Source organism: Coraliomargarita sinensis, from assembly GCF_003185655.1.
GTDB classification, from domain to species: domain Bacteria; phylum Verrucomicrobiota; class Verrucomicrobiia; order Opitutales; family Coraliomargaritaceae; genus Coraliomargarita_B; species Coraliomargarita_B sinensis.
In genome coordinates this window covers 341,510-361,064 of record NZ_QHJQ01000001.1, presented here as the reverse complement: position 1 = coordinate 361,064, position 19,555 = coordinate 341,510, and the positions used below count along the sequence as shown (strand labels likewise).

Annotated in this window: 20 protein-coding genes; 7 read left to right on the top strand and 13 right to left on the bottom strand. The window is 55.0% G+C overall.

Annotated elements, in window-relative coordinates:
• Nucleotides 1-77: 77 nt before the first annotated feature.
• From DDZ13_RS01615 to DDZ13_RS01595, 5 genes are read right to left on the bottom strand one after another with little or no spacing between them, the layout of a single operon-like run.
• On the bottom strand, nt 78-2,831 hold the full coding sequence (locus tag DDZ13_RS01615) for a type II secretion system protein GspD (RefSeq protein WP_110129677.1): 2,754 nt from the start codon (nt 2,829-2,831) through the stop codon (nt 78-80).
• Between the two features lie 38 nt (nt 2,832-2,869).
• A complete protein-coding gene (locus DDZ13_RS01610) occupies nt 2,870-3,778 on the bottom strand; it encodes a hypothetical protein (RefSeq protein WP_110129676.1) in 909 nt (302 codons plus the stop codon).
• A complete protein-coding gene (locus tag DDZ13_RS01605) occupies nt 3,775-4,749 on the bottom strand; it encodes an Amuc_1100 family pilus-like protein (RefSeq protein ID WP_110129675.1) in 975 nt (324 codons plus the stop codon). Before DDZ13_RS01605 ends, DDZ13_RS01610 begins: the two co-directional genes overlap by 4 nt.
• A 6-nt stretch (nt 4,750-4,755) precedes the next feature.
• Nucleotides 4,756-6,423 (bottom strand): pilus assembly protein PilM, encoded by a 1,668-nt coding sequence (gene pilM / locus DDZ13_RS01600; protein ID WP_110129674.1) that lies wholly within the window; start codon nt 6,421-6,423, stop codon nt 4,756-4,758.
• A gap of 28 nt (nt 6,424-6,451) precedes the next feature.
• Nucleotides 6,452-7,042 carry a hypothetical protein gene (locus DDZ13_RS01595; protein WP_110129673.1) on the bottom strand — a complete coding sequence of 197 codons (591 nt, stop codon included), beginning with the start codon at nt 7,040-7,042 and terminating at the stop codon, nt 6,452-6,454.
• A 198-nt stretch (nt 7,043-7,240) separates the two neighbouring features.
• On the opposite strand from DDZ13_RS01595, the gene DDZ13_RS01590 reads away from it, so the two are divergent.
• Nucleotides 7,241-7,747, top strand: a complete 507-nt coding sequence (locus tag DDZ13_RS01590; RefSeq protein WP_110129672.1) for an NUDIX hydrolase — start codon at nt 7,241-7,243, stop codon at nt 7,745-7,747.
• Here the strand turns inward: DDZ13_RS01590 and recF are convergent.
• From recF to DDZ13_RS01575, 3 genes are read right to left on the bottom strand one after another with little or no spacing between them, the layout of a single operon-like run.
• Entirely contained in the window at nt 7,744-8,814 is a 1,071-nt protein-coding gene (gene recF / locus DDZ13_RS01585; protein ID WP_158279738.1) for a DNA replication/repair protein RecF, read from the bottom strand. The two genes, DDZ13_RS01590 and recF, sit on opposite strands and share 4 nt — an antisense overlap.
• 5 nt (nt 8,815-8,819) lie before the next feature.
• The gene (locus DDZ13_RS01580; protein WP_158279737.1) at nt 8,820-9,953 is read right to left on the bottom strand and encodes a cysteine desulfurase family protein; all 1,134 of its coding nucleotides are present in this window, start codon (nt 9,951-9,953) and stop codon (nt 8,820-8,822) included.
• 51 nt (nt 9,954-10,004) lie between these two features.
• Nucleotides 10,005-10,694 carry a Cell division protein CpoB gene (locus DDZ13_RS01575; RefSeq protein WP_158279736.1) on the bottom strand — a complete coding sequence of 230 codons (690 nt, stop codon included), beginning with the start codon at nt 10,692-10,694 and terminating at the stop codon, nt 10,005-10,007.
• Nucleotides 10,695-10,860: 166 nt separating this feature from the next.
• Between DDZ13_RS01575 and DDZ13_RS01570 the strand changes: the two genes are divergently transcribed.
• Both DDZ13_RS01570 and DDZ13_RS01565 read left to right on the top strand, forming a co-directional pair.
• Complete coding sequence (locus DDZ13_RS01570) at nt 10,861-11,217, top strand: Crp/Fnr family transcriptional regulator (RefSeq protein ID WP_110129668.1); 357 nt, start codon at nt 10,861-10,863, stop codon at nt 11,215-11,217.
• Between the two features lie 54 nt (nt 11,218-11,271).
• The gene (locus DDZ13_RS01565; protein WP_158279735.1) at nt 11,272-11,751 is read left to right on the top strand and encodes a peroxiredoxin; all 480 of its coding nucleotides are present in this window, start codon (nt 11,272-11,274) and stop codon (nt 11,749-11,751) included.
• On the opposite strand, the gene DDZ13_RS01560 is transcribed toward DDZ13_RS01565, so the two are convergent.
• The 3 genes from DDZ13_RS01560 to DDZ13_RS01550 are packed head-to-tail and all read right to left on the bottom strand — an operon-like array spanning nt 11,748 to nt 14,755.
• Nucleotides 11,748-12,728 (bottom strand): glucose-6-phosphate dehydrogenase assembly protein OpcA, encoded by a 981-nt coding sequence (locus DDZ13_RS01560; RefSeq protein WP_110129666.1) that lies wholly within the window; start codon nt 12,726-12,728, stop codon nt 11,748-11,750. The genes DDZ13_RS01565 and DDZ13_RS01560 overlap by 4 nt on opposite strands.
• 20 nt (nt 12,729-12,748) lie before the next feature.
• A complete protein-coding gene (gene zwf / locus DDZ13_RS01555) occupies nt 12,749-14,305 on the bottom strand; it encodes a glucose-6-phosphate dehydrogenase (RefSeq protein ID WP_110129665.1) in 1,557 nt (518 codons plus the stop codon).
• A gap of 3 nt (nt 14,306-14,308) precedes the next feature.
• Nucleotides 14,309-14,755: a YraN family protein gene (locus DDZ13_RS01550; protein WP_199221023.1), complete on the bottom strand. Its 447-nt coding sequence runs from the start codon at nt 14,753-14,755 to the stop codon at nt 14,309-14,311.
• A 64-nt stretch (nt 14,756-14,819) separates the two neighbouring features.
• Here DDZ13_RS01550 and DDZ13_RS01545 point away from each other — a divergent pair, with 64 nt between their 5' ends.
• Together DDZ13_RS01545 and mnmM are read left to right on the top strand one after the other, a co-directional pair.
• Nucleotides 14,820-15,890, top strand: a complete 1,071-nt coding sequence (locus DDZ13_RS01545) for an NAD(P)/FAD-dependent oxidoreductase (RefSeq protein WP_158279734.1) — start codon at nt 14,820-14,822, stop codon at nt 15,888-15,890.
• A 17-nt stretch (nt 15,891-15,907) separates the two neighbouring features.
• Nucleotides 15,908-16,480 (top strand): tRNA 5-(aminomethyl)-2-thiouridylate-methyltransferase MnmM, encoded by a 573-nt coding sequence (gene mnmM / locus DDZ13_RS01540; RefSeq protein WP_110129663.1) that lies wholly within the window; start codon nt 15,908-15,910, stop codon nt 16,478-16,480.
• A 50-nt stretch (nt 16,481-16,530) separates the two neighbouring features.
• Here the strand turns inward: mnmM and DDZ13_RS01535 are convergent, their stop codons facing one another.
• Both DDZ13_RS01535 and DDZ13_RS01530 read right to left on the bottom strand, forming a co-directional pair.
• The gene (locus tag DDZ13_RS01535; protein ID WP_110129662.1) at nt 16,531-17,412 is read right to left on the bottom strand and encodes a hypothetical protein; all 882 of its coding nucleotides are present in this window, start codon (nt 17,410-17,412) and stop codon (nt 16,531-16,533) included.
• 64 nt (nt 17,413-17,476) lie between these two features.
• Nucleotides 17,477-18,133, bottom strand: coding sequence for an HAD family hydrolase (locus DDZ13_RS01530; RefSeq protein WP_110129661.1), 657 nt, complete (start codon nt 18,131-18,133; stop codon nt 17,477-17,479).
• A 107-nt stretch (nt 18,134-18,240) separates the two neighbouring features.
• Between DDZ13_RS01530 and DDZ13_RS01525 the strand changes: the two genes are divergently transcribed.
• Both DDZ13_RS01525 and gmk read left to right on the top strand, forming a co-directional pair.
• Complete coding sequence (locus DDZ13_RS01525) at nt 18,241-18,780, top strand: hypothetical protein (protein WP_110129660.1); 540 nt, start codon at nt 18,241-18,243, stop codon at nt 18,778-18,780.
• Entirely contained in the window at nt 18,777-19,379 is a 603-nt protein-coding gene (gmk, locus tag DDZ13_RS01520; RefSeq protein ID WP_110129659.1) for a guanylate kinase, read from the top strand. The genes DDZ13_RS01525 and gmk overlap by 4 nt, the downstream gene beginning before the upstream one ends.
• Nucleotides 19,380-19,555: the final 176 nt, after the last annotated feature.

The window sequence follows — 19,555 nt, the reverse complement described above, 5'->3', positions numbered from 1 at the left end:
TACTATGCATCGATTTAAGGGGAAGCCGAACAAAAGTTCGACTTCCCCCGTAAAAATAATGTTAATTTAACAGGTTCTTACTCAGTAACTTCGTCGATCCCGCGATTCGCAGCACCGGATGGAGTCATGATAGTAGGATTCTGGAAGAGTGAGTTCGCATCCACGTTCCGGTAGTTTTGACGTGCCGGCGAACCACCCGGGCTAATCAGGTTGGCCGTAACAAAGACCAACAGATTACGCTTTTGACGAGTTTCGCCTTCCGACCGGAAGAGTCGACCGACACCGGGAATATTACCAAGCACCGGCACCTTGTCGTTGAAACTTTTGATTTCGTCGCGGGTTAAGCCGCCCATGACTAGAGTCGCGCCATCGAAGATCGTCACTTCAGTGGACATCTCACGAGTCGAAAAGATCGGCTGATAGAAGCCGGCAGGAACAGTCACCACCGTCGATTGACTACCCAGGCCGCCGCTGATTGCCGCGACACTGGGGCCGCCGTACTCAACGAAGCCTTCAAACTCAGTGACACGCGGCTCAAGCAGCAAGCTGATGGTATCGTCGTTTTCGACGTTAGGCGTCACCGAGAGCTCCACACCTACATTACGAGTCACAAAGTCTTGCGGCGTACCAGCGGTAATGGAGATGGAAGATCCTCCGCCGTTGCCGTTGACGCTGTTGTTGTTGTTACCACCACCCACTTGTGATTCGATATCACCATAACTTTCCGGGTAACGCAGTTCCTGTGCGACCGTAATAGTCGCCTTTTTGCCCGAAAGTACGGTTACCTTGGGAGCACTCATCAGGTCGCTTCCGGCTTTGCGCGACAAGGCACGGATTGCGAGATCGACATCAACACCGGCTGCACTCCAGCCAGTCGCGGAGAACAGGTTACCCGCGCCGGATGCCAAGTCGATAGCAGTGTTGAGAGTAGGAGGTGCAACCGGAATCGGATCAAGTCCGCTAATATTGATCTCCGCGGTGGACGCATCCGTGGTGAACGTATCGTTCAGAGTACGGCCCTGAGTGGTGCCGACTCGGGAATATTCTGTAGTCGGATTTCCGAACTGGTCAAGAATCGGGAAACCGTCCGTACCGACGAGCTCACGCGCTCCATCGCCAACACCCCAGGAAAAGCCGAGTTCATCCAGATCATTTTGTGCCACTTCGAGGAACTTCGCCTCGATTTCGACCTGTTTGACCTCGTTGTAGTTGCGCAGGATGGTGCGCATACGTTCGAGGTTACGGCGTGTTTGCGTGACAATCAGTTGCTCACCGTCGAACGCCAGGCTTGTGCCGGTCAGCTCAAAGTTCACCCCTGCACTCTGGAAGAAGCTCTGCAACGCTTCGGTTTCTTCACTGGCACTCGGGCCACTGCTGGAAGCTGCCGGAGCAGAAAACGGGTCGACGGGTCCGGAGGAACCGCCTCCACCACGTACACCGGTAAGGCGAATCACCGTTGCCCGTGTGATGGGGAAGAATTCCGTAAAGGTATTGGACACACCACCGGAGCTGTCACTGGGCTGAATGGTAACCGCATCGGCACCAACGTCATACGAGAAATTGACCTGTTGTGTCACAAACTGGAGAATACGGTCCAGGTTCAGATTGCGCAGGGAGATATTAACCCGGGGGTTTGTTTCATTGGGATTGAAAATCGGAACGATATTCAGGCCCTTGCCTTCCGGATCGTAAACTGCAGAGAGCTCTGAAAGCGTTTCGATCACGCGGGTGAGCTCCATACCGGAAAAATTCACCTGAGGAATGATTGTTTTGTTCAGCTTTTCTTGCAGACCTTCGTTAATCGGTCCGACTTCTTCAATCGTAGAGATGTCAAACACCTTGGGCCGTTCCCATGATTGGTCGACCTCCGTTAGCATTTGCTCGCGTGTCTTGTAATGGTTCTGCGAGTGGATGTTGCCGAGAATGGTAGCAATTCTTGTTTGAAAAAGCTTAGCTTCGGCATTGTTGGCATCGCGAGCTTCAACTTCTTTGAAGGTAGCCTGTGCTCCGTCATAGTCGCCATTCAAAAACTGTGCGCGGCCACGAGCCAGCAAGTCACGGATAATCTTGTTTTGTGAGGTATACTCAGGACTGACTTCGTTCACATCCAGTCTGTAAGGATCGGAAATTTCTTCGTCAAGCGACCGCGCCATCGAATCTGCAGTGCGCTTGTTGCCACCCGCAGCGCGGTAGTCTTCAACCAAGTCTTCTGCTCCCTTTAAATCTCCCGCGTCAGCAAGGGATTTCGCTTCCATCAAGATCACATTGGCTTGAGCCTCTTCGACGGCGGCAAGCGTGCTTTCCGTGGCAGTATTCAAGGTCAAGCTTGCAGCGGCAGAATCAAGAAGGTTGCTGGCGTCACCGTAAGCACCCAACTGTGCCAATTGCTTTGCTTCGCCAATGGCCGCCTGTGCCGCCTGAATACGGGCTTCCTGTTCCGAAGCTGCCGCAGCGATCACGTTGTTTGTGCTGGTTGCCTTGGGATCCATTTCCATGGCAGCTTCAACATCCACCTCGGGGGCTTGCCCAAACACGGAAGGGGATGCTGCGTCACCGCCGGATGAACGACTGTCCAATTCGCGGTTGATCGAGGCGAGCAATCGCTGGACGTTTTCGTCCTGCGGGGCAATTTTGATAAGCTCTTCAGCTTTTTCTTTAGCCACCTCCAGATTGCCTGAATCACGAGCTCGCAAAGTATCTGCCATCAGGCGAACTTTATCTGTGGCAGTTTGCGCCTGCACATTCTGTGGTGAAAGAAGCGCAACAAACGCTAGAGCCATCACGAGGATAACCGCAGCAGGGCGCATACATGCAATGAGGTATTGTTTCATAATCTTATCAGGGAATGAGTTGTTTGTTGAAATCGTCGTTAGAAGGCAAAATCAAATTCGGCATCGTTGCTCGAATCTTCTTCGGCTTCTACATTGGGTTGAGTGTCTTCTGGCTTTTGATATATCGTCGGTGATAGGGTGAGAGTACGTGACTCCATGTCCTCGGTAGCTTTTTTCTCTACTGTTACAGTCTGGTCTTCAAGGTTTATTTCTTTTAGGACGAACTCGCCTGCAGATGTCTGGAAGGCGGTTGTTGGTTCCTGTGGGTCAATCATGAGCTCAACCTCAACTTCGGAATCTTCCTCGGACCGGAACAACAAGGTGACTTCTGAGCTAAATAGTCTTTCCTCGTCATTCAGCTTTACTTCCTCTCCGCTCCGTTTGTCCAGGATGGTGGCGACGGCAGTCACGTCCACATTGTTATCATCGTCAATTTCACGTTCGATCGTAAAATCGAGTACCTCGACTTCAGATTCGTCGTTCGTTTGCCCTTCGCGGATAAAGAACCGAAGTTGCCGTTCTTCATCGAAGAAGAAGAGGACCGCCTCGCCCGGCTTATCGCGATCGCCACTGTAGCCCTGCATCTGGATTCGGTACGGCATACGCTCCATTTTAGCCAGATAAACTCCGAACGGCTCATCCTGGTCGATTACCTTGGGAGGTTCAGCGGTAAAGTTTCCTTGCCTGTCGATGTAGATTTTCGGCGGCGTAAATACATCATACAGCCAGTTCGGGCCCGACGACTGATGTTCAGGTTCCGGCCAGCTTGCCGTTTTGGCGGATGGCTCGGGAATCGGGATTGGCTGGTAAGGGTTGCCAGCAGGCTCAGCGTCCCCGGCAGCGGCTTGCTGCGAGGTGACGTCCGATTTCAAAAAGTAGAGTGCCGCTCCCCCGAGTAGTGCCAGAAGCGCTAGTACCAAGATCAGCTTGTCGTATAATTTTTTCATACAGTGTCAGAATCTTCCTGGGTTTGCGTCTCCGGCAAAACCACCTCGATGAGCTCGAGAATGACCGTAAACTGGGAAATATTCTCTTCGATAACAGGTTTCGGGCCTTCGCTCGACTCCTCTTCAGTGCCGGCAGTCTCGCCACCGCCAAAGAGATCAAAAATATTGTCCGCGCCCCCGCGGTTTGTTGGGGCAACCACGGTTTCGCTTCCAGACGGGCGGTCCACTTCAATACTGCGTACGACGATTGGCAAGTCGAAGCGCGACAACCGGTTAAGCAGTTCGCGCAAGGAATCCGTATACCCGCTGAATGTTAAGCTGAAGCCCATCGTATCGATCGCGCCGGGCACTCGCGCTGAGACGGCTGGATCAACCCTAAAGGTTTTGGCCCCCTCTCCGGCAGGCTCTTCCAACACCTCACGGCGAACTTTATCAATTGACTCAGGATCCGACGCGATCAGCTGCGTGAGAAGATAACTCAATACTTGTCGCTGCTTGTCGAGAAGAGAAACTTTCTCCGGATCTTCCAGCATAGATGCCTCGTCGATATATTGCTCAAAGCCGAAGGCGAAGTCTTGTGGTGTGACGATCTCGGCGGGCTCGCCGGTCTCATCAACATGTTCGTCTGTCGCCTTCTGAAACTTGGAAATGTATTGCTGGATGCCAGCCATCACACTGACGCCATCCTCCGAAGTGCTGAGCGAGGCCCCCTTCTGCAATTCCTTACGGATTTGCGATAGGGATTGCTGGAGCTCACTCAGGTTCTGCTTTGCCGCCTGCAGATTGTCCACCGAGGGTGCGGGATCCGAGCCGAGTAAGGCGGTGAGTTGCAACTCCGCACTATTCAGGCTGTTCTTCGCTTCCTTAACTTTACCGGACGCTGAGAAAGCCAGAAACAGGCCCGCACACATTGCTGCGACGCAAAGGAAGACAACAATACAGAAGAGCAGGTTTTTTTTGAAGAAGCTCATTGTGAATTAAAGAGTTTTGGAGGTATCCACCACCAGGTTAATGCTGAATGGCAGTACGTTGAGTCCGTTTCGCAGACTATTCCAGTTGATGTTCGGCGGCTTGGAAGTGACGACGAACTCGGAATTCTCAAAGCTTGCCTGTAGCTGCTTGATACGATTCGTCAGGACTTCACGGTTGATGCCGCTGCCGCTGGCAGTCTCGCGAACAAGCATCTGGCCTTTCAACGCAATTTCATAAGAGGCCGTATCGCCCTCGTCGGATTTTCCGCGCTCAACGGCCAGATCGTCCAACCAAACGTCCTCAGCCTGCATTAGACTCTCCTGCAATTCCGCGAAAAACTGGATCCAGTTGGCCTTGGAGTTGACCAGCCCTTTAACTTGCTCAATCGAGGCGCTTACCTCGCGTGCCTTATCTTCGAGGTTGCTAATCTCGGACTGACGCACCCGCAATGGATTGGCCTCGGCCTGCAAGGCGCTCGCTCGCTCTTCATAGTCGGCACTGATTTGTTTGTAGCCGAAGAACGCCGGCCAGGGTGCAAGTGCGAGACAAATTGCCGCCGCGACAAGCAGCGGTTTTTTGGAACGGAAGTCGATCTCAGCCTGTAAGTCCCCGGGCAGAAGATTGACTCCGGCACTGTCCGCAATAATCGACCGGGCGGCTTCGCCAATAATTTCCCCCGCTTCGAGTCGCAGTTCTTCAGCACCTGCCGTAATTGCACCGCCAAGGACAACACCTTTTAACGGGTCGAAAAAATCGACTGCGATCTTCTGACTGGTGGAAAGTTGTTCGGATAATCCACGCAGGAGGGATCCGCGACCGGTCAGAAGAATTTGCTTGGGCGCCGGTGCATTTTTCTGACGCCGGTAATTTACGATGGAACGGGTAATTTCCTGGCTTGTGCGGCGGACAAATGCATCGGCGGAGCCTTGCAACAACTTTGCTCCCGAATCGTCGTCGCCATAATCCAGCTCCTCGGTAAAAAACTTCTGCTTGATTTCTTCGGCCTGGGGGAAGGTTTTACCAAGGCTGTCCGCGATATTCTGGGTGAGTGTGTTCCCCCCCAGTTGAATATTCCGAACGAAAAAGCCTTTTTCGCTCTTGAAGACGAGATTAGTGGAGCGCGCCCCGATGTTAATCAGAAGGACATCCTCTTCGATGTCACGCGAGGCCAACTGCAGTGCATTAAACTCGAGAATTGTCGCGGCACTGATCCTTTCAGGCGTGAAGCCCGCTCCGGCGACCATGTTGCAAATCTCGCTGATGGTATTTGACTTACAAGCAATGAATAGAACTTCCGTCTCCACGCCGTCATCCCCAACCACTTGGCTGTCCCAAACGACCTCGTGCAAAGGATAGGGAATATTCTGCTGCGCCTCAAAAGCGAGGATTTGGGCTCGCTTGGCTTCTTCAACATGCGGGATGCGGATCGTTTTGGTCAGAACCTGATTACCCGGGATGATAATCGAAGCCTTGCCTGATAAATGGTGCCTATGGGAGAGTTCTTGCAGGGCGGATCTGACGGCATCAAGCCAGGACTCGTCTTCAGTGAAATCGTAGTCGAGTGGGACAGTGACCCATCTCTCCATGTTCAGTTCGCCTGCCTGCACTTCAGCTACCGCTGCAGTGACCCGGCTGGCGCCGCAGTTAATGATTAATTGTTTCGAGCTACTCATCGATACGAAAGGTTTCTAGCAGGAGAAGTTACTGGCGCACGTCGCGACGCAGAAACACAGGAAGATCACTGACGCGCCCAAGTTCAACCCCGGAAACCAGATATATCGGCATGAGTAAATGTTCGTTTTCCAGACTTCCTGCGTCAGCCTTGGAGATAAAGGACTCAAGGATTTCCAAATTCGGGATATTGCTGCTAATGGCAGACTTCTGCGGGGACTGCTCCTCATCATTGACTGAAACCTCGACATAATAAAAGTCAGGATCGGTGTTGAGTTGGTCGCGTTCGGCGATCGGGCCGGGCAGGTAGAAGTAGACGTTGTTGTCGTCGCCCTGCTCCATAATCACGATCTCCACTTCAGAAACGTAGTAATCGTACTCGCGTTTTTTCTCATCACGGGTGAAGGCCAGATAGACCTTCACTCTAATATTTTCCACGAACCGTGAATCACGCGCCTCCGGAGACGGGTTTCCGTGACATGAAAGTTCCACCTCCATTTGAATCCAATCATCGCGAAGAGAATTGAAATCAACCCGGTCCACTTTAATTGCCTCCTTCTGAGCAAATAAAGAGACCGAAGCGAAGATCGGGAAGAGACATAGGGATAACAGCTTCTTCATCAAAATTTGGGAATGTATGGGATAATTGATATTAACAACTTAAGCTTCTAATCGATACGGGGCTGAAAGACCCATAGCAATATATTTTTCCCCTAATTTATTAACTGTTCTTTTACTGTATTGGTTCAGGGGCATTCGCTTTGCACAGAAAGAGAAATTCACTTGCACTTCGTCCGTTGCTCGGGAACTTGCCGTAGCATGACATCCGTTCTTCCTTTTAAAATAAGCGCACTCGTTTTTGTTCGAAACCCTGACGGGGAGCATTTGTTGATTGAGCGGCGCAAAGCCCCAAACCTTGGCTGCTGGAGCCCGATCGGGGGAAAACTGGACATGCGTCTGGGCGAGTCGCCCTACGAGTGTGCCCGGCGTGAGGTCATGGAGGAGATCAACCTTTCCCTGGAGGACCAGGACCTGCACTGTTTCGGCTACATTTCGGAAAAAAGTTACGAAGGCTCCGGGCACTGGCTCATGTTTCTCTTTAATTGTCTGCGGACGATCGACGCGCTGCCTCCGGAGATCGATGAAGGAAGGTTCCGCTTCTACAGCAGAAAGGCGATCGACGCGCTTGCGATCCCGGAAACCGACCGCACCTTGCTTTGGCCTTACTATGATCGTTTCGCCGATGGCTTTATCGGGATACGAGCAGACTGCGACCCTTCCGGCAAACTCAGCCTCACCGAGGAACTCAAGCTAAACGGAAGCTAATTCGGCGCCAGGCGCCCCGCCTTGACCCGACTGACGGACCACCCGGGAGCATCCTCCGGCAATTCGGTGCCGGTCGCGACAATCTGCAAGTCCCCGGGGCAGGCCCTCCAAAAACCGGCTTTACGATGCGGGTCGAGTTCGCCCAAGACATCATCGACGAGCAATACCGGCGCCACCTGCAGGGCTTCCCGAAACAGAGTCGCCTGGGCGATCCGCAGCGCCACGCAGAGCCCGCGCTGCTGGCCGTCGGAGGCATATTCCTTGGCGCCGCCAACGTTCAGGGCCAACCTCATGTCATCCCGGTGCGGGCCTTTTTGCGTCGCCCCCATGATTTCATCCCGCTTTCGCGACGCCGCCAAAACATCCTTAAACTGAGACGCGTCTTTTACTTCGACATTGGGGCTGTAGACCACCTCCGGACCTTCGTCGGCATCGGCCAGTCCGGTATAAACTTCTTTCAGGACAGAACCAAGGCGGGCCAATCCCTCCGTGCGCTTGTGCGAGAGCACCGCCGCATGAGTGGCAATCTCGGCCTCGAAGGCATCAAATTCAGCGCTTGAGCGGCCATTCTTCAGCAGTCGATTACGCTCCGTGATTCCTCGGTGATATTGTCGCAGCGCGTCGTAGTAGTGCCGGTCGATTGACGACAAGGTCAGATCCAGAAAACGGCGCCGTTCCGCAGGGCTTCCTCTCAAAAGCTGAAAGTCGGCCGAACTCAAAGGGACAACCGGGAAGCGCCCGATAAAATCGCCCAATCGCATGACCGGCTCGCCATCGACGAGAAGCTTTCGTCCCTCACGTCCCCCATGTATCTCGATCTCGGTCACGCCATACTCGTCATGCTCGACTTCATAAACCAGAGCATACTGACCCGCCTCTTTTCGCGGCAGTGCCCCGGCATTTTGGGTACGAAAGGAGCGAAGTGCAGTCACCAGGCTCAGCGCCTCAAGGATATTCGATTTCCCCTGTCCGTTCGCACCGAGCAGAAAGGTCCGGGGCGCATCCAGCGAGAGCTCGGCAAACTCGATATTGCGGAAATTTTGCAGACGCAGATTAAGGAAACGCATACGTTCTAAATCGAAATAACCTGCGAGTTGGAGCCGGCAGCCTCCTTCTTGAGTTCCTTGTAGCTGCTGAGCAGGGCGTCCAGCAACGCGCTCCAATCGTCCGGCGTTGTTTCCCATCCGGAGCTGATGCGCAACGCTCGATCTGCCTGATTGGGGTCGAGGCCCATTGCAGCCAGCACGTGTGAAGGCCCACCTTTACCTGTCGAGCAGGCCGAGCCCGCTGAGACCAGAACGCCTTTTCTTTCGAGGGCACGAATCCAGCGGCTGCTTTTAAAGTCCGGCAGTACGATGGCGACCGTATTCCAGAGCGCAGGCTGGCCGCGGCCAATCACTGTCACTCCGGGCATTTCCTCTTCCAGCGCATCCAGGAAGTCTCCCTTCGCCTTGGCTGAGAAAGTCGCACGCTTCGCTTCAACAGCCTCCAGAGCAGCCAACATCGACAAAATACCAGCCAAATTTTCCGTGCCGGCACGACGACCGCCCTCCTGTGCCCCACCGACAAACCCAGAGACACAACCCTCCGGAACCAGCAGGAACCCCGCCCCTTTGGGTCCACCGAATTTGTGTGCGCAGGCGGTGACAAAATCGCAGGCGCCCAAACCTTCGAGCGGCATTTTTCCGATCCACTGCGAAGCATCACAGTGCATGGTAATGCCCCGGCCCCGACAGACCTTTGCCCATTCCTGCCATGGGTTCAGCACGCCGGTTTCGTTATTTGCCGCCATGATGGAAACCGCAGAAACCGCCTTTCCTTCCAAAGTTTCCGGCTGAATCACCCCGCCGGGTTCGGGCTCCAGCCAATCGATACGCTGATCGAAGTGATGCTTCGCCGCCTCAAGAACACTTGGATGCTCCGTCGCGCCGACGCCGACCCGTGCTTTCTCGCCGAACGTTCGTGACCAACCGGCTAAGACAGCGTTGTTCCCCTCGGTCGCTCCGGAATTAAATACGATACGCCGGGAATCGACATCCAGCAAGGCCGCTAATCGATCACGCGCTTCCTCCAACCGGGCATGCGCAGCCGCACCGGCACGATAGGGGCTTGAGGGGTTGAGCCAACACGCATCGTTCGCCTCAAGCCAGGCCGCCCTCGCTTCGGGCAGAAGCGGTGTGGTCGCGTTGTAATCAAAGAAACGCATGCCCGACATAATAGTCCAAACGTAGTGCCGTCGTCAAACCACCCTGAAGCATCAGGGGATGCGGATCTCCTGCCCCACGCGTAGGGCATTTTCGCTGGAGAGACGGTCACGGTTCGCCTGAAAAATATCAATCCAGCGGGAGGGGGTGCCATAGAAGCGCCGGCTGATCGTGCTGAGCGTATCTCCCGACTGCACGGTGTAGGTGCGGGGCACATCCTCCGGATCGGGCGTGGCCGTGCCTCCGTCCGTGCGAACGGGCTGTTCCCGGCGCACGACCGCGGGAGCCTCAGTCTGCGGGCGGGGCACCCTTCTGGCCTGTCCGAGAACATTTTCCAGTTGGCTGACCCGTTTTTCCGCGGCAACTAGATCGCGCTTCAAACTGTCATTCTCCTGTTTGAGCGTCTTCACCAGTTCCATTAAATCAATACGCTCCAAATCCCCTTCATACGGCTGGGCCGGCAACTGGCGCGCGAATTCCTTTTGCGCGGTCTCGATGAGCTGGCGCACCTGGCTGGCTTGCGGCGATTGCGGTTTGAACTGAAGGTAACGTTCGAAATGGTAGATCGCGCGAATCGGGTCCTTCATTGTGCGCAGGTAAATGTAACCGGCCTCCAAATGCGACTCCGGGGCATCGCGACGCGCATCGATCACCCGGAGAAAGGCGCTGAGCGCCTCCTCGGTCCGGCCCTGGTTTTTGAAATCCTGAGCAAGCTGGTACTGTTTCTCATCCGTCTCGCTCACGACCTCGACTCCATTCGGGCTGCATGCACTTATCAGCGCCAATAAGGCCGGGATCCAAATGCAGGTTAATACGCGCTGTAACATCCGTTTATGTTTCTAAGCTGCCTTAACGACCGTCAACGCAATTTACATCAGCGCAAGCTTGCCCATCAGGGCTTTATTCAACATGACTGAAAAGGTGCCAACCACAGAAGAATTCCGAGCCGGCAATGTCATCATCCGTCAGGGTGATCATGGCAGAGCATTTTACGTATTGGAGAAAGGAGCCGTCGAAGTCGTAAAAGACGATGTCGTGCTCAACGTCCTGATGTTCCCCGGCACAATATTCGGGGAAGTCAGCGCCATTCTGGGCAAACCGCGCACATCCTGTGTCAGAGCCCGCATGCCGACGACCGTCACAAAATACGAAGGGATTGATCTGGAGGCTCTGGTCAGTCAGCATCCGGAAATTGCGGTGAAGATGCTGGAAACACTGGCTGGACGCCTGGAGCACACCACGCAAAAGCTGACAGATAGTCTGTAAGCCAACCGCCCCTCCTGCCGATGGTTGATTATGCTAAAATGCATTCTTACCCTTATGGCACTCTCATTCTTCAACGCTCTGCTACAGGCAGATGAGCTCAAACTTGGAGCGAAGGCGCCCGCTGTCAAAAGTATCGACGACCGAGGCAACCCTGTCCACCTCGGCAATGCCCTCAGCGAGGGTACTGTTTTGGTTTTCTTCTACCCGAAAGCAATGACCCCCGGCTGCACCAAGCAAGCCTGCAGCTTGCGCGACGGTTGGGACGAACTACAGAAACGTGAGGTTACGATTTATGGCGTGTCTTCCGACACCGCCAAGACCCAAGCAGAATTTCGCGAGAAGCACTCGCTGCCCTTCACCCTGATTGCCGATACGGACAAATCCGTGGCCAAGGCTTTCGGGAAGGGGCGCTGGAGCCGACAAGCCTACTTATTTAAGGATGGCGTGCTGGTTTGGCGCGATCTCAGCGCGGCCACATCCGGCCAGATGGCTGACGTGGTTAAGGCACTCGACGAAATCGAATCAGCCGATTAAAACAACAGCGCTTCTGCAATCGTTTGCTCCGCACCCAGCGACTTGACGCGGGTCGTCACCTTCTCCTCGGACTTGCCTAAATACGCCTCGACCATGCCGAGGTTTCCGCCGCTCAACATCCTCCAGCGGAAGTAGCGATCATCTTCGTAGCTAAGCTCCAAGGTCAGACGGCAGTCGTCGGCCTGACACTCGCCGAGGTCGTAGTCCGCCTTTAACGCACTGCAGTCCTCGCATTTGTCGCATTCATTAAGGCAGTCTTTGATCCACTCCAGCAGCCGTCTGCCTTCCCCGGACATGGATTCCGCATACCGGATCCGCACTGATTTCAGCCCATGGCAGAGTTGCTCGATCGAATAGCCACTCAAATACTGACCGATCGCCTGACGCACCGGCAATAACCTCGCGGTCGCCAGATCACCTACGCGGTCCGGCTCGGGCCAGTCGAGCGCGCCGAGATCTTTCTCTTCGATGCTGCTGTCGTAAATACAACGGCGAACCCCGACCAGAAGATTGTCAAAATAGGCCTCAATCCGCTCTGCCGGGACCCGGCTGAACCAGTGATAAGTGGGAAGGTCCGATTCCAGCCAAACCGATACCTGATTGCCCAGATAGCCACAATCGTCCGGCTGATAGCCCAGCATCAGGGCTTCACAGCAGCACATTTCCCGGTGTGAGTCGCCGATATAGCACTGGCTGAAGAGTTTCGCCCGCATCGAGCCGTCGCTGATCGAATCGCAGGGGCAGAGCACGATAATCCGGCTCGGGTAGCGCTGTGCGAATTCGATCAGCTCGCCGAACCGTTGCGTCGCCTCCCGCGGAGTGACTTCACGCCCAAAGTGCAGGACCACGTTCATTTGCGAAGCGCGGAACTCCGACGGAGACCCGTCGCCTTCCCCCTGCCACATCGTATTCAAGCGATGAGCCACTTCACGCACCGGCAAGGCAATGCCGGGCAATTCGTCGATCAAATCTTTCATCTATTGTATTCAATTTTTAACTACCCGGACCGACGCCATTCGTGCCCGTTACTCGCCAGGAGCTGCTCGCTCTCCTTCGGCCCCCATGAGCCGGCCGCATACGTCGCCAAGCCTTCCTCTCCGGCTTCATTCCAATGGTCGAGGATCGGAGTGATCAGCTTCCAGGAGGCCTCGGTTTCGTCACCACGGATAAAGAGTGTACTGTCGCCGATCATGGCGTCGAGGATGAGGCGCTCATACGCCTCCGGGGTGTTCGAGCCGAAGGTCGTGGCATAGCGAAAGTGCATTTTGACCGGCTGGGTGCGGGTCTCCAAGCCGGGGATCTTGGAGTTCATCACCAAGGTGACTCCCTCGTCCGGCTGGATGCTGATGACCATCGTGTTTGAAGCCACGTCGAATTTGTTTCCCTCCGAAAAGAGAATGCCGGGGGGACGCTTGAACTGTATGGCGATCTCGCTCGCACGTCGGGCCATGCGCTTGCCGGAGCGGATGTAGAAGGGCACGCCCTTCCAGCGCCAATTGTTAATGGAAAGGCGCAATGCGGCATAGGTTTCGGTGAAGGAATCCTCGGGAATACCCTCTTCTTCCTTGTAGCCTTTGACCGGCTCCCCGTCGACCAAGCCACTCTCGTAGCGTGCACGCACGACGTCGCCGTCCTCGGCATCCAGCGCAAGCGGCTGAATCGCCTTCAACACCTTGACCTTCTCGTCGCGAATCGATTCGGGGTCGAGCGAGACGGGTGGCTCCATGGCTGTCAGTGCCACCAGTTGCATGGTATGATTCTGAATCATGTCCCGCAGCGCGCCACTGGTATCGTAGTAGCCGCCGCGCGAGCCCACGCCGAGACTTTCGGCCACCGTGATTTGCACGCAGGAGACGTATTCGCGATTCCAGATCGGCTCAAAAATCGAATTGGCAAAACGTTGAACGAGCAGGTCCTGCACCGTCTCTTTCCCGAGGTAGTGATCGATCCGGTACACCTGCGACTCTTCAAACACCTCGTTAATCGCGGCATTCAACTCACGGGCCGAACCGAGGTCGTGCCCGAAGGGCTTCTCCACAATCACCTTGGAAGCAAACTTGGTGTGCAGATGGGCCTTGGCCATCCCGCTGCTGCCCAAGTTGGATATGATTGGCTCGAAGACGCTTGGCGGCGTCGAAATGTAAAAGAGCCGTTGCACCTCCCGGCCGATCTCTTTTTCGATTCCGTCGATCTTCTCCGCCAGTGAGGCAAACGAAGATGCCTCGTCATAGCCCCCGGCATGGTAAGTCGTGTTGTGGCGCACACGTTCCCAGATTTCTTTACTGAGCGGCCGGCGGGAATGTTCTTCAATCGCCTCGTCCATGAGTGAGCGAAATTCCTCGTCCGGGATCTCCTTACGACCGTAGCCGATGAGGTGAAAGTCGCCCGGCAGAAGGTTATCCACGCCCAGGTTGAAGATCGCCGGCACAAGTTTGCGCGCGGTCAGGTCGCCCGAGGCGCCAAAAATTACGACGACCGTCGGTGGCGCCCCACGGTGTTTGCTCAACCCTTTGAGAAAGGGATGTCTGGATTCATCTTCGCTGGCTTGGGTCATTGGCTAGGCAGTGTAGTGTTTATGAAATAAGGGAACGTTGGCATAATGTCGAACCGTGCCAGGCGTTCCTTCGACAAGTGTTACGTCGATAATATCAAAACGGAAGTGTTTTGGTGGATTTTGCAATTGCTTTAAATACCGCTTACAGGCCCGTTGCAAAACCTTCTTCTTGCGAGCGTCCACCGAAGCAACCCCGGAAACCAGCGCTTCCTCGGACCGGGCGCGGACTTCGACAAAAACCAGAACGTTCTGATCCGTGCAGATCAAATCAAGTTCATCCCGCTTGCTGCGCCAGTTGCGGGCCAGAACACGGTAGCCGAGTTCCTTGCGGCAGTAGCGACAAGCCAAGTCCTCCCCATAGCGCCCGCGTTCCGCACGGGTGCTCCCAACCGGCAGGGTTTTGGGCATGTTAAAGAAAAAACGCTCACGAATGCGATGAAACAGATTCACAAAGTGTTACCCGTTGAAAGTTGCTCGTTGTCTGATCCCTTTATTCTTGCTGCATTCTCACAACTTGCAACCGACAACCCACAACCCAAAGACATTGATCGTCGGCGCCGGCCTCGCTGGCTGCACGCTGGCTTGGCGCTTGCACCGGGCGGGCCTTGCCTTTCAGGTGATCGGCAGCTCGACCATGCCCAGTGCCGCCAAGGTCGCGGCCGGCATTATTAATCCGGTGACCGGCCGATGGATGACGAAGTCATGGCGCTTTGACGACTTCGCGCCGGAAGCGGCCAACTATTACGCCGAAATTGAACAGATGTTTTCCATCCGGCTCTACCATCCCTTACCTGCGGTGCGCTTCTGCTTGAATGCGGACGATGCCAAGCGCGCCAAAAGACGCTGCCGTAATCCGAGATACGACAACGTGCTTGACGGATTTGAAGAAGTCCCATCGGAAAATTGCGATTTTGAGAATCCGCACGGCAGCTTCCGGATTGAGGGTGTCGCCTACGTGGACCTGCCTTTGTACATTCAATCAATGAGGGCTCGCTTGCTCGCCGAGGGACACTACGAGGATACGGTCTTCGAACATCAGGCTCTAAAACAAAACGAAAGCGGCTGGTTCTATAAGGGGCAAGGTTACGAAAGAGTGATCTTTTGCGAAGGCGCCGCGCTGAAAGAAAACCCTTGGTTTAATGACTTACCACTGACACCGGCAAAAGGCGAAACCCTACTCTGCCGCAGCGACGGTCTCGATCTACATGGAGAGCTTCATCACCACGGCAAATGGCTTCTCCCCTATCCCGATGGCTCCTTCCGGATCGGCGCGACTTATGATGAAAGCGATCTGACCCCCGAGTCGACGGAAGCCGCCAGGGAGGAACTCTGCGAGGCGTTCCAGGCCATGACCCGCAGGCCACAGGCATTGACGATTCTCGATCAACCTGCAGGGCTCCGACCCAGCACGACCGACGCCCGCCCCTTTCTCGGAGCCCACCCCAGAAAGCGGGGGCTCTACATATTCAATGGTCTCGGTTCAAAGGGCGCCTCACTCTCGCCGACCTTGAGCCGGGAACTGATCGAGTATATCCATGAGGGCAAAGCGCTCGATCCGGACACAGATATCAAGCGCTTCTTCTAACTTCTGATTATGACAACATGCGTCTGACCGAAGCAGTTCACCTCAAACTGAAAAACGTACTGCGCTCCGGCGATACAGCAATCGACGCCACCGCAGGCAACGGCCACGATACACTTGCCATGGCCGAACTGGTGGGCGTCGCCGGTGAAGTCCTCGCAATCGATTTGCAAGCCTCCGCGATTGAGGCGACCCGCGAGCGACTCCAAGCCGCCGCGCGATTGGATCGGGTCAAATTAATTACAGGCGATCACGCCGAGACTCTTGAAGGCTTGCTGAAGGACTACCCAAGTCGTGTCAGCGCCATCACCTTCAACCTTGGCTACTTACCGGGCGGCGTGAAACAGGTGACAACACAACCGGAAACAACGCTTCGTGCTTTGCATGCCGCAAAGTCCTTATTGAAGCCGGGCGGCATTTTGCTGGTCACCGCTTACCGCGGGCATACCGGCGGAAACGATGAAGCCGTTCAGGTCGAAACCTGGATGCGATCGCTCCCCGAAAGCGATTGGCAGATCGAAGACAGGGAACCACCGACCCGAAACCCGGAGCGCCTTCCACCGATACTCTGGATCGCCCGGAAGACATTGTAAAAAAGGGCGACCCGAAGGCCGCCCTTTATCAACTAACAAACTACAACGAACTAAAATTCATAAACCGCGGAGAGGGTCCAGCGGTGACCGAAGAGACTGACGTTATCGGACAGCTCTGTTTCATAGGCTGCGCGCAAACCAAACTCCGGACCCAGCGGACGCAACTCAAAACCGAGGGCACCGGTCCAGATATCTTCACCATCACCTCCACCGAGACTGACCGCATCGACCCCTGAGAACGGGAAAACTCCCTCATCCTGGGCAAAATAGCCATTGATCTCGACCACGGGGCTGAACCACTCAGTCAGGTAATAGTCCGCGTGCAAGTGCACTGTGATCAGGTCCGAATTACCCGCCAAGCCCTCCGAGTCGTCATCGGAGATGATGTAGTTCACGACCGCCCCGAAGTGCAGCTTGCCGAAGCCCTTGTTGGCCGATAGCCACAGGCGGAATTCATCTGTATCCTGAAGCACCTCATCGTCGCCCCAACCGAATTCGTAGCCCAGACCGGCTGCCAGGTGAAACTGATTCTCCCAGTCCTGCAGAAAAGCCCACTTCAATCCCGCCCCGATATCGTTGAAACCGTCGTTGTCGCCGAGGACCAACGCGTCGTCAAACTCGGTGTAGCCATCCTTGTAAGCCACCAACTGCAGGCGCTGCGTTAAAGCTACGCGGACTTGAACGGCCATTACCGTAACATCGCCGCCGATCGTGTCGCTGTAGAAGTGATGCTTGGCATACCAGGCACGTACATCCGTGGTGACAAAGGCGTCTTCGTGAAAATAAGGAGCGGTTAAGGGCCGGACCGATTTCTCTTCCGGAACCGGGGCTTCACCGGCATCGCCAAACAGGACGAAACCGCCCTGTGCATTAAGAGAAAACCCCAAGAGCACGATGCCGAGGTAAAGCAGAGGTATTTTTTTGTTGTTCATGGGATGAATAAGAAAGCCTTAGATAAGTTAATCTTATTCTAATTGTCAATAAATAAAGATTTTCTTATCGCAATAAATCCCGCAAATCCTCGACTTCCGTTACCATATCCCCCTCTGGACGGGCTGCTTGGGAGGGGAAATAGACGAAATGCGCCCCCACGTGCTCCGCTGCAATTCGGTCGGCATTGGCATCGCCGATAAAGATCGTCCGTTCGGGAGCCACGGTGGTCTCTTGAAGAATACGCACCATACTATCCGGTTTAGCCGGCGGCGAGCCGAGGATCACATTGAAAAGCGCGCTTGCTCCGTTGGACCGGAGCATTGACTCGAGCGGTTTTTGCGGCGTCCCGGAAAGCACATAGCGCAGCGCCCCGGCCTCCAGACAGCATGTGACAAATTCCTTCGATCCACGCCGCCAGCCGGCGTTAGCGCAGAGCGGCTCGCAAATTTCGGTGAAGCGCTCGATTTCAGACTCCAGGAATGGGGCTTCTGGATCCATCGCCAGGATTTCCCGATAGAAAGACTCGATATGATGCCGCCGACTCCGCCCGAAACCGTGCATGACTTTATCCATGAACACTCCGGCATACTCGGAATACGCTTCCGGGACCCAGGTCCGAAAAGCCTCGATCTTTGCCGGCATCGTATCCAGCAATACGCCATCACAATCGAAGACAATCAGATCGATCTCTTGAGAAACGCCTGCCAATCGCAATTTCATCTTTCATCGAGTGTCAGCCCGGCGGTGTGCTGGCAAATCTCTTGTTGCGTTTTTTCTTTCTCCACGCCGTTTCATCATTAGGCCTTAGATCTTAGTCATTTAAATTCATGTCACTTTTTCTCGCCACATTATTGACCGGGCTCTTCCTGATCGCCTTCGGAGGCCACTTCCTCTGGCACGGCATGCGCTCGGAAACTTCGGTCAAAGCCTTTCCCCGTTCACAGGCAGCCGCGTATATCCTTCTGGGGAGTGCCACTGCCTGGTTTCTCTACAAAGTCACCCAGCTCGGGCCGGCTGATTTCGGTCAGTATAAAAATATTCTTTTTGCCCTCTTTCTGGTCACGGCGGTCGGCTCGTTTTACTTCGTGCCCGATTTCCTGGCGGTCCGTGGTTTGGCTGCACTCATTCTGCTCACTGCCGGCGCCATACTGGAAGCGGGATACATGCAATATCAGTTCGGTGCCCTTGTCCTGAAATTCTTTGTGTATCTTGCCATTGTCGTCGCGCTCATACTCGGCGCCAGCCCCTACAAGCTGCGTGACTTCCTGAGCTGGCTCTACCGCTCTGAAAACCGGCCCCGTATCTTCGGCGGAGTCTTTGCCGCCTACGGAATCCTTCTCACTCTGATGTCATTCTCACTTTCATGACGGGTTCCAACGCCAGCGGCCTGCTCCTTATTGTCTCCGGCCCGGCGGGCAGCGGAAAGACGACGGTGTGCGAACGCATGCTGGCGGAAGAACCCGGAGTCAGTCGCGTGGTGACCGCGACCACACGCCCTCCGCGCGAGGGCGAGCAACACAAGGTCGATTACTATTTTTTCGACCACGCCACTTTTGAGACCAAAGTGGCGGCCGGAGAGTTTTACGAATTCGCCAATGTTCACAGCAATCGCTACGGCACGCTCAAGAGCGAGATCCAGGACAAGCTGGCCGCCGGCACCGATCTGCTCCTGAACATTGACGTGCAGGGAGCCGCCACATTCCGAGAGGCGGGCCGTGAAGATCCGCTGCTTCGGGGCAAGGTCGTGACGGTTTTTATCATGCCTCCGAGCATGGAGGAACTGGAGAGCCGTCTGCGCCACCGCAGCACGGACGACGAGGACGAAATCCGGCGGCGCATGCGAGTAGCCCGCGACGAGATGAAGCAGCGGGAACTCTACGATCACTGCATTCTTTCCGGCACCCGCTATGAGGACTTCGAGGCCCTGCAAAAAATCTACCGGGAAGAAAAAGCCCACCGTTCGTAGTGTGCTGAGTTAGTCGTCGAGGTGATTTATCCCCCGACCCGAAGACAAGTCTGGTGTCAGAGTGCCCTGAAAGCTTCAAGTGGATGGAAACGCTCCGCATGCCAGTCGATTCGATGTCGCTACTACTCTCGATCGCGCGATGAATCACCCCGACGACACTTCCAGTTTTGATTTAT

Excerpts from the sequence above, each read along its gene's own strand:
- DDZ13_RS01615 (WP_110129677.1), bottom strand. The coding sequence starts at position 2,831 with ATGAAACAATACCTCATTGCATGTATGCGCCCTGCTGCGGTTATCCTC.
- DDZ13_RS01610 (WP_110129676.1), bottom strand. The coding sequence starts at position 3,778 with ATGAAAAAATTATACGACAAGCTGATCTTGGTACTAGCGCTTCTGGCA.
- DDZ13_RS01605 (WP_110129675.1), bottom strand. The coding sequence starts at position 4,749 with ATGAGCTTCTTCAAAAAAAACCTGCTCTTCTGTATTGTTGTCTTCCTT.
- pilM (WP_110129674.1), bottom strand. The coding sequence starts at position 6,423 with ATGAGTAGCTCGAAACAATTAATCATTAACTGCGGCGCCAGCCGGGTC.
- DDZ13_RS01595 (WP_110129673.1), bottom strand. The coding sequence starts at position 7,042 with ATGAAGAAGCTGTTATCCCTATGTCTCTTCCCGATCTTCGCTTCGGTC.
- DDZ13_RS01590 (WP_110129672.1), top strand. The coding sequence starts at position 7,241 with ATGACATCCGTTCTTCCTTTTAAAATAAGCGCACTCGTTTTTGTTCGA.
- recF (WP_158279738.1), bottom strand. The coding sequence starts at position 8,814 with ATGCGTTTCCTTAATCTGCGTCTGCAAAATTTCCGCAATATCGAGTTT.
- DDZ13_RS01580 (WP_158279737.1), bottom strand. The coding sequence starts at position 9,953 with ATGCGTTTCTTTGATTACAACGCGACCACACCGCTTCTGCCCGAAGCG.
- DDZ13_RS01570 (WP_110129668.1), top strand. The coding sequence starts at position 10,861 with ATGACTGAAAAGGTGCCAACCACAGAAGAATTCCGAGCCGGCAATGTC.
- DDZ13_RS01565 (WP_158279735.1), top strand. The coding sequence starts at position 11,272 with ATGGCACTCTCATTCTTCAACGCTCTGCTACAGGCAGATGAGCTCAAA.
- DDZ13_RS01560 (WP_110129666.1), bottom strand. The coding sequence starts at position 12,728 with ATGAAAGATTTGATCGACGAATTGCCCGGCATTGCCTTGCCGGTGCGT.
- zwf (WP_110129665.1), bottom strand. The coding sequence starts at position 14,305 with ATGACCCAAGCCAGCGAAGATGAATCCAGACATCCCTTTCTCAAAGGG.
- mnmM (WP_110129663.1), top strand. The coding sequence starts at position 15,908 with ATGCGTCTGACCGAAGCAGTTCACCTCAAACTGAAAAACGTACTGCGC.
- DDZ13_RS01535 (WP_110129662.1), bottom strand. The coding sequence starts at position 17,412 with ATGAACAACAAAAAAATACCTCTGCTTTACCTCGGCATCGTGCTCTTG.
- DDZ13_RS01530 (WP_110129661.1), bottom strand. The coding sequence starts at position 18,133 with ATGAAATTGCGATTGGCAGGCGTTTCTCAAGAGATCGATCTGATTGTC.
- DDZ13_RS01525 (WP_110129660.1), top strand. The coding sequence starts at position 18,241 with ATGTCACTTTTTCTCGCCACATTATTGACCGGGCTCTTCCTGATCGCC.
- gmk (WP_110129659.1), top strand. The coding sequence starts at position 18,777 with ATGACGGGTTCCAACGCCAGCGGCCTGCTCCTTATTGTCTCCGGCCCG.